This window comes from Pedobacter sp. GQ55 (assembly GCF_059758925.1).
Window position 1 is genome coordinate 195,195 of the sequence record NZ_JCAXEI010000004.1, and the last position, 14,805, is coordinate 209,999.

Annotated in this window: 11 protein-coding genes; 2 read left to right on the forward strand and 9 right to left on the reverse strand. The window is 38.5% G+C overall.

Features of this window, described 5'->3' with window-relative positions:
• The first annotated feature begins 163 nt into the window (after positions 1–163).
• Positions 164–472 carry a GNAT family N-acetyltransferase gene (locus tag AC6CH7_RS13535; protein ID WP_498263247.1) on the forward strand — a complete coding sequence of 103 codons (309 nt, stop codon included), beginning with the start codon at positions 164–166 and terminating at the stop codon, positions 470–472.
• A 9-nt stretch (positions 473–481) separates the two neighbouring features.
• Here the strand turns inward: AC6CH7_RS13535 and AC6CH7_RS13540 are convergent, their stop codons facing one another.
• The 9 genes from AC6CH7_RS13540 to AC6CH7_RS13580 form a co-directional block, all read right to left on the reverse strand.
• Positions 482–2,767 (reverse strand): glycosyl hydrolase family 95 catalytic domain-containing protein, encoded by a 2,286-nt coding sequence (locus tag AC6CH7_RS13540; RefSeq protein ID WP_498263248.1) that lies wholly within the window; start codon positions 2,765–2,767, stop codon positions 482–484.
• Between the two features lie 34 nt (positions 2,768–2,801).
• Positions 2,802–2,987, reverse strand: a complete 186-nt coding sequence (locus AC6CH7_RS13545; protein WP_498263249.1) for a hypothetical protein — start codon at positions 2,985–2,987, stop codon at positions 2,802–2,804.
• A 78-nt stretch (positions 2,988–3,065) separates the two neighbouring features.
• Entirely contained in the window at positions 3,066–3,470 is a 405-nt protein-coding gene (locus tag AC6CH7_RS13550; RefSeq protein ID WP_498263250.1) for a hypothetical protein, read from the reverse strand.
• A 22-nt stretch (positions 3,471–3,492) separates the two neighbouring features.
• Positions 3,493–3,720: a hypothetical protein gene (locus AC6CH7_RS13555; protein ID WP_048904626.1), complete on the reverse strand. Its 228-nt coding sequence runs from the start codon at positions 3,718–3,720 to the stop codon at positions 3,493–3,495.
• Between the two features lie 143 nt (positions 3,721–3,863).
• The gene (locus AC6CH7_RS13560) at positions 3,864–6,062 is read right to left on the reverse strand and encodes an alpha-galactosidase (RefSeq protein WP_498263251.1); all 2,199 of its coding nucleotides are present in this window, start codon (positions 6,060–6,062) and stop codon (positions 3,864–3,866) included.
• Position 6,063: 1 nt separating this feature from the next.
• Complete coding sequence (locus tag AC6CH7_RS13565; RefSeq protein ID WP_498263252.1) at positions 6,064–7,899, reverse strand: beta-N-acetylhexosaminidase; 1,836 nt, start codon at positions 7,897–7,899, stop codon at positions 6,064–6,066.
• A 122-nt stretch (positions 7,900–8,021) separates the two neighbouring features.
• Positions 8,022–10,427 (reverse strand): TonB-dependent receptor, encoded by a 2,406-nt coding sequence (locus tag AC6CH7_RS13570; RefSeq protein ID WP_498263253.1) that lies wholly within the window; start codon positions 10,425–10,427, stop codon positions 8,022–8,024.
• 78 nt (positions 10,428–10,505) lie between these two features.
• On the reverse strand, positions 10,506–11,108 hold the full coding sequence (locus tag AC6CH7_RS13575; protein ID WP_498263254.1) for a sterol desaturase family protein: 603 nt from the start codon (positions 11,106–11,108) through the stop codon (positions 10,506–10,508).
• A 102-nt stretch (positions 11,109–11,210) separates the two neighbouring features.
• A complete protein-coding gene (locus tag AC6CH7_RS13580) occupies positions 11,211–13,745 on the reverse strand; it encodes a BamA/TamA family outer membrane protein (protein WP_498263255.1) in 2,535 nt (844 codons plus the stop codon).
• A 124-nt stretch (positions 13,746–13,869) separates the two neighbouring features.
• Here AC6CH7_RS13580 and AC6CH7_RS13585 point away from each other — a divergent pair, with 124 nt between their 5' ends.
• Positions 13,870–14,805 carry a ring-cleaving dioxygenase gene (locus AC6CH7_RS13585; RefSeq protein ID WP_498263256.1) on the forward strand — a complete coding sequence of 312 codons (936 nt, stop codon included), beginning with the start codon at positions 13,870–13,872 and terminating at the stop codon, positions 14,803–14,805.

Genomic DNA, 14,805 nt, shown 5'->3' on the forward strand with positions numbered 1-14,805 from the left:
TATCTATTTGGTTTCAATTGTACAGACAAGCTTTCACTTGTCCGCTTCTATAAATTTAGAATAAATACTTTAAATACCAATTATTATTTTTCCTAAAAAACGGAATATGAAATTTTTAATGTTTAAATTGTTGCAGTATAAATCACTCTAAATACTCTGAAAAATGAATACAGAATTTAACGATGTACCTCTGATAAAAAACTCGGAAAAAAACAGGTTTGAGCTTAAAACAGATAATTACCTGACTTTTATAGATTACAAGGAGCATGGAAAAAAGATATGGTTGATCCATACCGAAGCACCCGAAGAGCTTAAAGGAAAAGGAACTGCAACTGCAATAGTTGAGAAAACATTAGCTTACCTGGAAGACAACCACTATAAACTTGTTCCGCTATGTCCATTTGTAGTAACATACCTAAAAAGACACACCGAATGGAACAGAATTTTGGATGAAAGTGTAACTCCTTTTTAGCGCTATATTTTATTCATACCCATTTTTCAACACCAACACTGCGCCTGGTTTAGCCGTTAACTCCAAAAATCCGTTTTCCGCGGATTTTATTTTAAACCCTGCATTTGAAGCAACAAAATGAGTTTTAAACGGCAGTTTTAATTTGGTTACTCCGCCTTTCTCTGAAACTATCTTAACTTCATCTATTTGCCCTCCGGCTTTTTTTGCACTTACAAGAAATGCGCCTTCTGCACGCAAGTTTTCAAATGAAGTGTCTTTCCATTCGGCCGGAACAGCAGGCATGATTTCAATAAACCCTGCATAACTCTGCAATAGCATCTCCTGCAAGCCTGCTGCAAATGCGAAGTTTCCTTCAAGCGTAAAGGGTCTGTATTGAAATTTGGATAGTCCTGATTTTGTTTGATCTCCATTTAAATGAAAGCTATTTATAGAGCAAAAAGCCCTTGCAAATATCTGTAGATCCTTTGCCGCACCTGCTCCATCTTTTGCTCTTGCTTTAATATTTGCAAGCCAGGAGTAAGAGTACCCACACCAATAATCAGGGCCTATCTTATCCAATAGTTGTATCGTATTCTTTATAATAGATTGAGCTTTCGGTCCGTCTTCCCATTTTATTAGTCCTAGCGGGTGAATAGCCATCATATGAGAAAAATGTCTGTGCGATTCTTTATAATCCAAACCTGGTGCAAATCTGAGCTCATCATTATCCGTTATAGAGAAATCATCAAACTCATTTAACAATTTATTCCATCTCGCGGCTTCGGTTTTCAAACCAAGTTCAGCAGCAAGTTCCGCCGCAGCTTTAAACGTAAATTTCATTAGCGCAAGGTCATAGTTTGTATTGTCCAAAAACCAGGCACTAAGATCATTGTCATTTATCTCCGGACTCGAACTAATTTTCAATTTCCTATGTCCGTTTCCGTCTTTAGCCGTTATGTTTTCAAGAAACAGGGCTGCTCCTTTGATCCATGGGTAGGCTTTATTTCTAAGAAAAGCCTTATCCATACTGTAGCGCCATTGCAGGTAATAATGCTGCCCCAGCCATGAAGAAACTGTTGGCGATAAAGAATATTGAATCCATCCGCCCATTTCTGTACCATCCAGTGTTGTTACTCCTGGCACAGCAATACCGTCTGCACCAAAATAAAGCTTAGTATAGCGCTTATAGTTTGCCTTATTTTGCTCCAAATGATTAATATAGCCCATTGCTTCATCAAGATGATTACTACTATAGGAAGGCCAATAGCTAAGCTGAGTATTTAAATCATGATGATAATCACCTTTCCATGGCGGTATCCTTCCGTTATCGGCCGTCCACACTGCCTGCAACGAAATTGGAGGCGCATCCGCTCTTGCTACAGAGCCGAATTTATACTGCTCTAAATACCATTGTTTCTCAATCAACGTATCGGGTATTTGAATTGCCGACTTACTCCAGAAGTTATTCCACCATCCTACATGCGCCGTAAACTCTTTGTTAAAACTAGAGGAGATGGCATTTTGAGTAACAACAGCAGCTTTTCTATGAGCAATCTTATTGGGATACTGAGATGAAATACTCCAAACTCCTTCAACAGTTTTACTGTCAATTCTTTTCCATCTAACATTGATATCGTAACTAAACCCACCCCAGCCTTCCTGACGATAAGTTATGCTATTTCCATTTTGCTGAATTGTCCCCTGTTTATATCCCAATCTGGATAGGTCATCACCGCCTACCGGATCACCAGAAACTTTGACCTCTCCCTGGTATTTTGGTGCAATCAAATGTGGTTTAAAATCATTGCTTACATTTTCAAATCTAAACCAGCCTAAAGGCTTTAGGGCATCAACAAAGGTTTTCAGTATAATCCCATTTGCCCAACGCACTTCACAAACTGCATCCTTTAAAGATAAATGAACATCTTCGGCCTTCCCCCAACCCTTGGTTTCAAATTCAAGCGCACCCCCGGGTATTTTCGAAGGCGCAGGTTCTCTGTCATAAGGTGCATCAAAATAGTTTTGCACAGGCTTATAATCCTTTTTATTTACCTGATCGATTACCCATTTATAACTAAACTCTTTCCGATGCAAACCCTTCATTGGCCGCATATCCCAAACATCTACCCTGTCCAAAGAGAACCGTAACCGTTCTCCTTTTTGCCAAATCAAGGCCCCTAAAGTTCCATTACCCAGAGGGATAGCTTCATCCCATTGAGATGCCAGCTTATTGAAATGAAGATCGTGTTTCACAGACTGCGCTATTGCAGTAACCGATGTAAAAATAAAGAGGAATAATGCAATTGTTCTGTTCATAAGATTTCCTGACCTGGTTTAAAAATAGGTTATTTTATGCTAAGTTTCGTATATCCTCCTCCACATTCTCCTCTTCCCTGGTTTCTATAAATTCTGTCGCCTGTTTGGTGCGCATAACCGGTAACACAGGCGGTGTACCACCCAATCCAATCCCAAAACAAGCTAATATTATCAACACGATGAGCCCAAAAAGACGCATTGTTTTCTTAAAGCGTTTCATAAAAAAAATATAGGAAAAAGCCTTTCGGCCAATAAACCTCTGGTGAAAAAAAACAATAAATAGTCTTAGAAAATTAAACTACGCCGGGAGGCTTGTTTTTGGAGAAGCCGGATAAAAAAGAAATCTCAGAGCACCTAGAGTGCCCAATAGAAAATTAATCAATAAAACTAGAAATGCATTAGCATTGAACTTGATATGAACAATGCTATTTTTAAGCATCAGGAGATTCCTGAAAACATATTTTAACGAGGAAATTTTGGAATAAGCCCAATTGATCTTAGCAACAAAACTCCTGTAGAATATTTTATGGTCATTTGTTCCACGCTGATTAACGACCCTTTCTTCAGTTGGATATGCGGCTAAATTAACAGAAGAGATAACATTGGCTGTACCGGATAATGCAAATAAGTTTAAGAACATGAAAAGTCCAGCTACCCAATGGAGTAGCAGCTCTTTATAATTCCCAGACTTAATTTTCATCATATCAGATCAAAGATAATCAATTTCAAAAACTTAACGCTGGTGTTAATTCTTCGCAATGAAAGCCCTTATCTTTTAAGATATAATTAACCATAGGTGCACAAGGAACAGAGCTTACCACGCTTAGTATTCTATCAATTCCCTCGGTCCTGAATGACCAATTGTTCTCTCCAAATATGATATCCATTATAGGTCTGATAGAAATCAACTCATATTTATCTTTTACCGAAGTTTTAAAACTAATTGTGTTCATCGCTTTATGATCTATCTAATGAATAACTTACCCTAAAGATGAGGGTTATTACTAAATCATACCAGTTCTATCCGGCTAAAGCAGACAAAATACTCGACGAGTGGCCATAAAACATCGGTGAAAATTCCCAAACAGTAATGTGATTATTCAATTTGCACCCAGGTATAGCTCTCAGGCTTAAGCGTACAGGTATAAGATATCTCGTAATCTCTGTTTAATGCATACTTTTTAGCCACATCCTCCTTCTCTTTCAAAGTGGCAGTGCTGGTCAAACCTGTATAATATAATGGGACCTTTATGGTACGGGTGATCTCGGTTTTCGATGGATTGTACAACATCATTAAACCTTTGGTTTTTAGGCTAGGGTTTACATGTAGTATTCCATCCCAATCTCTCCCATCAGCTCTTCTCAAATGGATAATTTCCGAGTTCAATATATCTCTGTATTTCTTATACCAATCAATCACTTTAATTACAGTTTGCTTGGTAGCATCCGTATCATATAAACGCGGGCCCCGATAACAAGCTTGTACACCTGCTCCATAATACTGCATCATTAACTGTTCGTAATCTTTTAGATGATCATTTAAAGGTTCCAGAACGGCTTCAGCTCCTCCTCCCTGATAAACTGTTAAAGGAACAAATCCCCAACTCATAGACGAAGTTTTTTCCCATGTTCCATCAAATATATTCTGGCGGTTAAGGATCATCTGATTTGCTCTTGGCAGGGAGAAATTCCCCTCTCTGTAGCCTATTGCTATTTTGTGCGTACCATCCAAAAAATACCAGTCGGGCGCATTTATATATACTCCCTTTTCATTTAATGAACGATATAAATCTTTCTGAATTTCCATTTGCTTCCATTGCGAATCCTCCAGGCCTTTATGTCCTGGGTGTGTTGTTGAAGCACATACATCTCCCGGGTACGGGCCATCATTTTCCCAAATATCAAAGCCGGTATGAGCATAAAAATTCTTTATTTTATCACGATAACCCAGCCCCCATTTACTGCCAAAACATGGTGCATTGCCAAAGAAAGCTCCGCCTGGTTTACCTGTTTTAGGACTTATTACGTCATCTTCATCGCTTATTTTTCTGGAGCTAAACAACGAATAACTTCCAATAAATACTTTTTTACTATGCGCATAATCCGCCAGCCCCTTCCATTTTTCAATATTGGCAGCAGAGGTGTCTTCCATATTACAATGACTTCCGAAACTTAATATTAATGCTTCGTAGCCGGTTGCGGCACATTGATCTATTGCTGTACGCACCTGCTGATCATTTTTGCTAACCAAATGCATAAAAATTGGATTCGCAGTAGTCCATGGTGCTATTGCATTGTACATTTTACGTATAGCCAAACCTCTTCTCTCCCTATCATAACTATCCATCAATAACTCAAGTGTACGCACAGAATTAAAAACACCGCCTTTCTCCAGTTCAATACCTGGAGCTTTATCAGGATATACTTCTAGTAAACAAGGTGTTTGATAATCGTAGTTAACCTGTGAGGTATAAGTCGAGTCAGCCTTCCAATGTGTGGTCTGATCACTTAGATCGTATCGCATTGCGTTATTAAAGGCATAGTTTGTTTCCAGGTAAATACCTTGCGGTTTTGCCATTTTTTCTGGCGATCCCACTACAGCGCTTTGCTCTTCAACCACCCCCAAAACTTCGCTAACTACACGGTCGATCTTAAATATTTTATCAGCCTGATTTTGAACCGTTAACGATTTTACAATTAAAGGCAAACCATCGTACAACTCGTAGTTTATACTTACCGTTAAGCCCTTCAGTTCATCTGCTCCTGCCCTGTAAAGAAAAGATACCATCTTACCGGTAGGCTGCTGATTATTGCTTGCCCAAAATTTACTTTTCCATTTAATATATGGCGAAATTGGTTTTATATCAAAAGAAACAAATTGGAAAGCATTCTTATCAGCCGTAAAACCGTCAAGCCATTCAGGCAAAAGGTAAGCGTTTTCCTTTTGCCCCTTTAAACCTCCAACTTCATAGTCTTTTCCGTTGATGGTTAAATGAGCTTCTGCTTTTACAGACCTTAGTAACTGTCTGCCATTAATCAAATTAACATAATCGACACAGGCCACATTAGGTGTTATCCTAAAGACTCTTTTGGTCAATCCATTTTCAAGAATTACATCCTTATCTGACTTGTAAATAGCAGCTTTATATGATGTCGAATTTAATAACCAATCCGGCTTCGATGTATCCTTAACAGATTGATTGCCCTGTGCATTTACATTACTTAATTGACCCGCTAAGATCAACGATATGTAGACTAAAGCATACCTCAAATTCAGCAGACACAATCCTTTCATCTTACTTTGCTTGTTTTACAGGTTTAGGGAAATAGTCGGTAGAACTTTTACGTTTGTTATTAAAAAACAATGCATAACGGATTACCTCTCCTTTTTTCAACACTACCGGTTGTTTATAAACAGACGATTGCTCATTAACATCGGATCCGTCAGTTGTATATCTGATAGTACTTGTTTTTGTAGGATCACTAAGTGTTACTTTAACGGTGCTATCCGGGTTCACAACGGCCTCCCTAACTGCCACCGGAATTCTAAACTGAATTCCCTGTTTATCATATCGTTGATATTGAGTACTCAACCTGCCTTTGAAATCCTCAAAATTCTTCAACGCTTTTGGTGTCCAGTCAATTTCAGCCAATGCCGCAATACGAGGATAAACCATATATTCAAAATAATCCTCTGTTCCAATAAACTCAGTCCACAAGTTCCCTTGTGCGCCTAAAATGTGCTTTGCCTCAGTTTCGTTTAGCGCTGGGTGTACAGGTTCAAAAGCGTACACACTATCAATTGGCACCCAATAACCAATCGCCATTGGCTCAATTTTAGGGTCAGCCTGGTAGCCATCAATATACAAATGTGAGTATGGCGACATGATTACATCATGACCGCTTTTAGCGGCCTTCAAACCACTTTCAACTCCCAGCCACGAATGTACCGTAGCATTATCTGCTAGGCCTCCCTGCATAATTTCTTCCCATCCAATTATCTTTTTGCCTTTACTATTGATGAATTTTTCCATTCGTTGTATAAACCAACTTTGTAATGCCGCTTCATCTTTCAAACCTTCCTTTTTTATGCGGGCCTGACATTTAGGGCAGGTATGCCATGCATCATGCGGAGCTTCATCTCCACCTATATGAATATATTGAGAGGGAAACAACGGTATCACTTCATTTAAAACATCTTCCAAAAATGTAAATACGGTATCATTACCTGCGCAGTAAAGATCCTTAGAAACTCCCCATACTTTTCTTACTTCAAATGGCTTTCCATTCTCAAAACTAACGTCCCCGCAAGCCAGATAAGGATAGGCTGTAATAGCTGCTACGGAGTGTCCTGGCATTTCTATTTCAGGAATTACTTCAACAAATCTCGATGTTGCATAAGCTACAACTTCCTTAATCTGTTCCTGAGTATAATAACCACCATATTTAATGCTATCAACATCTTTCTTTCTGTTTGGACCAATCTGTGTTCCATTTCTGTAAGCTGCAATTTCCTGGAGTTTCGGATATTTTTTTATTTCTATTCTCCAACCCTGATCTTCTGTTAAATGCCAATGAAACTTATTTAATTTATGTTTGGCCAACTGATCTATAAATTTCTTTATATACTCAACAGAAAACATATGGCGGCAATTGTCCATGAGCATTCCCCTCCAGCTAAAACGGGGTTCATCTTCTATATAAACACAAGGCAACTTTTTAACCCCATTAACTGGCACTAGCTGTAATAATGTTTGTATGCCATAAAAAAGGCCATTTTCGGTTCCTGCTTTTATAGCAACTCCATTTGCGGTTACCTCCAGCACGTATCCCTCCTTTGAGGTCACTTTTGAATCAATATTAAGGCTAATGGTTTTTGCTTTTCTCTGCATCCACATGCCTGTACGCAGCTCAGGTCTAATTCCTGCAGTTTCCTCTATTGAAGATTGGGCAAACATCGCCAGGTCTTTTAAATTAGCTGAAGGATAACTGATGTATACATTTTTGTCCAGCGTAAGACTTCCTTTTCGCTCTTCCAATTTCGCCGGTAAAGGAATTATAGAAATTTTGGATTGCGCAGATAATTTGAGTGTGCAAATCATCAACAGAGCTATTGATAACAGTCGGTTCATGTGTGGGTGTTTGGTTATTTAAAATAAAACAGTTGTTATTTAGTTTTGTAAACTAATGCTAGTTAACTGTTTTATTTTGAAATATCAATCACATATGTTGCGCAAACCTTTGCGTAATTTTCCTAGAATTCTATTCTGTAATTTATGGTTGGTATGATACCTCCCCATTTAGACGGTTCTATAATACGCTTACTGGAATTGTAATGCATCCCAACTGTATTTTCTTTGTTCAATAGGTTCTGAATATCCATAATAAGCAGATGGCTAACCCTTTTACTGTTGATACGGTAACTGGCAGAAAAATCTACCCGCACATACGGATCAGCTGTGAGTGTATTAACCTTATTTTGATCTATAACCTCTTCATCTAACCTGAAAGATTCTTCAACCAAAATCGGAGAATACTTTCTGCCTCCGGCATAGATCAGCTTTGCATTTAGTCCGAAAATATTGTTTTTTCTTTTTCCTGAAATCCATTCCTTACCGGCCAAAAGATTCCCTACATACCGTGTATTAAATGAGGTATTAAATTCTTTGCCACTCAAAGCTTTAAATTTGGAATCAAACAAAGAAGAAGTAATTATAAAATAATAGCCTTTGCTTAATGATTTTTCAAGTGAAAGTTCAATGCCATAGTTTTTGCCGGTCCCTTTATTCACAAGAGAGCGATAAGATGAAGAAGAAATGGCAGAATTATCTGAAACATTCAATAGTGAAAAATTCACCTCCGGATCAATAGAAACCGGCACGTCATACAGATGCTGATAGTATATCTCTGTTTTAAATTTCAGGTTTCCGCCAAACAACTTTTCATAGCCTAGCACAGCCTGCGCAGATTTGGTTGGACTAAGCTTTTTAGCAGCGTCCGAAGGATTTAATACAGTTTGGTCTGCACTCCTCGCAAAATAATAAGAGAGTGGTTCCAAACGGCTGTACAACCCTGCACCGAAAGACAGTTGTTGCGCTCCCGCCAGCTGTAGGTTTAGCCCAAGCCGGGGCTCTATACTCCAACTCTCACTCAGATTAAAATAATTAGCATGCAGACCGGTATTTAGGGTGAGCTGACTGTTCAATTCCGTTTTATACTGAACAAAACCATCGTAACTGCTGGCACTGCCTTTCTGATTAATAAGCTCCTTTAATGCCTTTAACTCAGCGTTGTAATGCTGCCCGTATAGATTATAACTTAAAAAGCTCGCATTAATACCTGCCCGGACCACATTGGCCTCATTAATTTTATAGTTCATGGTGCCTGCATAGCGTATAGAACTATTGGTATACCTGCTTTTATCCTGCAAACTGGCCTGATAGTCTTTGTTCAATGTATCAATATTATTGGAACTGCGATTACCCGAATAAGAGATGATGTTGTTAAAATAGAGTTTATTACTGGCTATATAAAGGTGCTTTAGGCCTACGCTACCCGCATCATAGCCATACTTCATATCATACCCATCCTTTCTTTCTTCCCATTTGGTATAATCTCTGTCTGCATCTTTATTGAGGTTGCTCAACCCTCCTATTCCAAACAGTGAAAATGTTCCGGCTTTCTCTGTAGGTACAACGAAATTAAAGGACAGATCCTGATACTTTGGAACGCCCTCATCAGAGACCTTAATACCTGCCTTTTCCAGTAAGCTTAAAGAAGAATAACGGTAACTGATCAGATAAGAGGCATCGCTTCCTTTTTTAAAAGGACCTTCTAAAGTAACGCCTGCTCCCAGTATACCAACATTAAAAGCATATTCACGTTTATCTGTATTTCCCTTTCTGAATTTTAAATCGAACACACCCGATAATGCATTGCTATATTCAGCAGCCAAGCCTCCGGTATAAAAATCGGACGTGCTTAAAACAGTAGTATTGATCATACTAATTGCACCGCCCGAAGCGCCTTCACTTCCAAAATGATTAGGGTTAATGATCTCGATACCCTCCAATCGCCATTGTAAACTTTTTGGAGAATTACCTCTTACAATAATGTCATTGTTATCACCTCCGGCAACAACTCCCGCAAAGCTTTGCGCCATCCTTGCCGGATCAAAAAAAGCTCCTGCATAGCGATTTGTTTCTTCGGGCGAAAAAGATCGGCCACTTGTCATTGCCATCTGATTCAATGGTTTTTTACCTGAACTGGCGTTTACCACAACTTCGCTTAGGTTATTGGCCTGCACCTCCATTTCTAAATTAAGGATGGGCTCCTTACCGCTCGTAACCAAAAGTTCGGATAATACAATTTGCTGATGTCCTGTTAAAGTGGCCTGTAGTACCTGACGGCCTAAGGGAACCCCCGTTAAACGAAATACACCGTTTTCATTGGTACTTACGCTTTTAACTGTTACACTGGACGAGAGTTTAATGGTAACTCCCCCTAGCGGAAGTCTGCTGCCTTTGTCTACTACCGTTCCTTTAATGGTCTGGGTAATTGCAGAAGTTTTACGGTTTAAGGAATCTTGATTCTGGGCTTGCACATAAATACATTGCAACATAAAAGCAATGAGAAACACAGGGAGGAATTTTAGAGTCATAATGGATTTGTTTTATCCTATGACACTCCTGTTTTACTTTACCCCTACGCGCAAAAAAATTAAAGTGTTAGCGATTCCCTATCTGGTACCAAAAACTTTATCCCAGATATCCGATGTCACCCCATATTTTGTTGTAGAGTCATCATAATGGTGCAGCATGTGCTGTTGCTTAAGTTTTTTCCAGAAAGCGTTTTTGAATTGTGCATGATGCAACATGTAATGCGTCATGTCATAGCATAAGTAACCAAAAATAAATCCGGCAAAAAAACCATCAAGCATAGCCGGAGCAAGCAGCCATTTAAAAAGAAAGAAAAATGCCAATGCCAGTGGTATACTTGCAGAAGGTGGCATCACCAGTCGTTGTGCATCGTTTGGATAATCATGATGAACACCATGAAAAATAAAGTGAATTCTTTTACCCCATTCAGACTTTGGATAAAAATGAAAAATAAAGCGATGAAGCACGTATTCTGTTAAAGTCCAGATAAATAATCCTAACAGAAAATATCCAAGAAAACCCAAGATTCCATTTATACCGAATGATTCCCAGGAGAAATATCCTACAACCGGAACATAGACAATAAGTGGCACAAAATATGGGACTTTCGATAAACCCTCAAAAAGTGGGTTTTTAAACATTCTAATAGATTCTCTAGAATTAGATATAAAATTCTTCTTCATCACAACTAATTTTTGATGGTTTTCAAACTAGAGTTCTAAATTACGGCTTTTCTTACATTTCCCATTAACTAAAATAAGTAATTTACCAAATTTTGATACTTCTTAATATCTGAATTTCATGGCTACATAAGGATACCAGCCCTCATTTGAATGCCCCATTACAAAACGAAATACTGTTAATGATGCCGGAGCAAAATATAAACCTGCTCCAAATCCTTGATGCCAAACATCAGATTTTTCTCCCTTTCTCCATACCCTGCCTACATCATGAAAACCCAATAATCCAAATTGACCAGGCAGTATGTAATTCATAAAGTTTGCCACTTTTACCCGCAATTCTAAATTATTATATAGGCTATGTTGGCCACCAAATCTAAATTCTCTGTACCCAAGCAAATTACCCTGCCCTCCCAGAAAACTGGATTGATAAAATGCTTGTTTACCTACCGTTACACCACCCCCAATTCTATCTGTTAATACAAACCGGCTTCCTTTATCAATCTTTTGATAAACGGAGAATGAAGCGCTCAGCTGTGCCATAGAATTCGACTCGCCATTTATACCTTTATAGGCGAGTAATTTACTTTCTAAGAAGGTGCCCGAGGTAGGCAAGATATCACTGTTACGATTGTTGTTTGTGAAATTTGCAACCACTCCTGCATACAACTTGTCTTTTGTTATGGTTGCACTATCCGGCGAATGCAACGCTGAAGTATTGTTAATGAAACGACCTTCATTATCGTCTTTACTATACCGGTAATACTGCAGTGATGGGCCTATGCTAAAGGTAGATTTTGATAACCTCCATCTTATAGATGGATCTATCTGAAACAAACTAAATCTTGCACGGTAATATCTTACAAAATCCCCGGTTTTATTAAAAGTAGTTTCGTTACCTAAACCGTAAAAGTTTTGTGAATTCTCGGGGGCTAAAGCATCCGCTTGTAATACAATATCTGCATTACCTAAAACTTTAAGCATTTCCCCCCTATAATTGAATCTAAACCCCGATGTTGCAAAAGAGTGCAAAAATGAGAACGAATGCGTACTTCCATAAGGCAGTTTCCTAAAACCGGGTTGGGTAATTTTATATGATAAACCAAGTAACACCCTGTCATCAATATTGTAACTGGCATTTAAAAGCAGCATCTTTCTTTTATAAAGATCTGTGTACACAAAATGGGTGTTAGAAGTGTCGTTATCCAACCTCTTAAGAAACGTGTTTGTATTCCCTGTAAAAGTTATGTTGTCATCTTTACCGTAAACACGGATTTTGCGAAGCGAGTTTTCTACATGAAATGTTTTTTTACCCTCAACACTAATTATCCTTAGTTTAATAGCTGAGGTTTTATTATTTAATATTAAGCTATCATTGCCATCTTTCACGTATAACCTAATTTCCCTGGTTACTTTTGGATCAAAAGTTCTGTTAAAAATAACATCCTTAATGTGTCCTTCCTTAGATATTTTACGGATGGTTACATTTAAAGCCTTATCCGGCGCATCTGTTATGTTGATCAGCTCATTCTTATTACTAGCCTGTATATCAACTATACTATTTATGAAGTGATAGTACTTACTCATCAATTCAGGAAGGTTCTTTCTTCTCTCTTTAAGCTGGGCCAGTATTCTATCATGGCGAAGAGAATATCCAGGTTCAGGTAGTTTTTTAAGCGCCTTTTCAAACACCTGGTCGGTTAAAGAAGCACAAAAATCCCTTACTACCTCATTCCATTCCTTTTCATCTATTCCAGAAAACCATCTTCCATAAATTGCTCTTCCTTCCCAAAAGAACCAGTTAATATCAGGCAGGCTTCTTTCGTATCCCTGTATCATTGGCAACAACCATGATGATTGGGCATATCTTGGCACAAGACCTTCCGACAAATAAAAGACCTGGTCTCTGTCTCTGGGAATGGGAAGATATTTCATAGTTCCATCAGCATTCTTCTCAGGCTTCCATCGCCATTGATCTTCATGTCTATCCCAATCTCCCAACAAGGCATCCAATGCTTTTGCGCTTAATAATGCACGACCATCATAAGTATGATCATTATCATCGTTTAGTTTGCGCATCATCTTCTCCGAATTATCAGTATCGCCAACAGGTTCTCTTTCCTCCAATAAACAAAGTGTATTCTGGAATACACTGGCAAACTCACCTAATCCAGCATCTGGCAATACCCAACCAATCATAGGATCGCTATGTGGCACATTTACAGCATCTGCAACATCAGGGACCGCCAAAGCCGAGAATGGGTTCTGAGCAGACATATTATCTTTTACCACCGTGCCTGCAAACGTTTTTCTGAATACTTCCGGCAACAATATTTCCGGAAATTTCTCTACACTTCTAAGTACCCACTCTTTGCCCTGTTTATCCACCAATCTTAACGAATGCGATTGGTTGCCTCCACCCCTTTTTACTGGTGTTAGTCCACCTTTAATTTCCGATATCTTAATAATGGGTACTTTGGTACTCATTGCATACTCCTTCCGGTAGTTTTCTCCAAACAAAAAGCGATGAAATTTACTTACACTATCGTACTTAGGATAAATTTTAATACTTATGGAGTCTTGCGCACTTGATACCAGGCTAGCCGACAATAAAACAACAGAGAGGACAAATCTAATCATACTTAAATATCTAAATATAAAGCTAAGCATTTCTTAATCTATGGTAAGATTTAAAATAAAAGTTCCCCCTAAATTTGTACTGTTATTTAAGAATTAAGTAATTAAACCATAAAAAAAGGTAGCCATGAACAACAGAATTTTAGGCCTGCACCACATTACTGCAATTGCAGGAAACGCAAAAAAGAACTATGATTTTTATACCCGCATACTCGGTTTACGATTGATTAAAAAAACAGTAAACTTTGATGATCCACATACCTATCACTTTTACTACGGTGATGAACAAGGAACACCAGGAAGTATTTTGACATTTTTTCCATGGGAAGGAATTATGAATGGCCGAAGAGGCTCAAGACAGGTAACCGAAATTGGTTACAGCGTTCCGGCCGGGAGTTTAGAATTCTGGCAAAACAGATTCGAGGAAAACAATGTAATCTACAATAAACCTGCTGAAAAATTTGGAGAACGGTACCTGACTTTTCTTGATCCTGATGGGTTAAAATTTGAACTGACTGAGGTTAAGACTCCTGACGCAAGGGCACAATGGACCACGCCTGAAATAGGTAAAGAAAATGCTACCCATGGCTTTCATCATGTAACTATAACAACCAATAAAATGGATGGTACTGCTAAAGTTTTAACAGACATTTTTGGATATAAATTGGAAAAAACTGAAGTGAACCGGTCACGTTTTGTTACAGATGCGGTAACCTACGCAGCCATTGTTGACCTTGTTGAGGCCCCTGGTGAAGCTGTTGGTCATGTTGCAAGTGGATCTGTACACCACGTTGCCTTCAGGGTTAAAGATGAGAATACTTTAATGTACTTTAGAGATAAGGTTGTGGCAATGGGTCTGAACATTACAGAAAAAATTGACCGCAACTATTTCTATTCTTTATACTTCCGTGAACCGGGTGGCGTACTTTTTGAAATTGCTACTGATAATCCAGGTTTTACCGTTGATGAGCCTTTAGAAGAATTAGGCTCTAACCTTAAGCTTCCTGCTCAATATGAAAACATGAGAGCAGAAATTGAAGGCATTTTACCTAAAATAAACTAA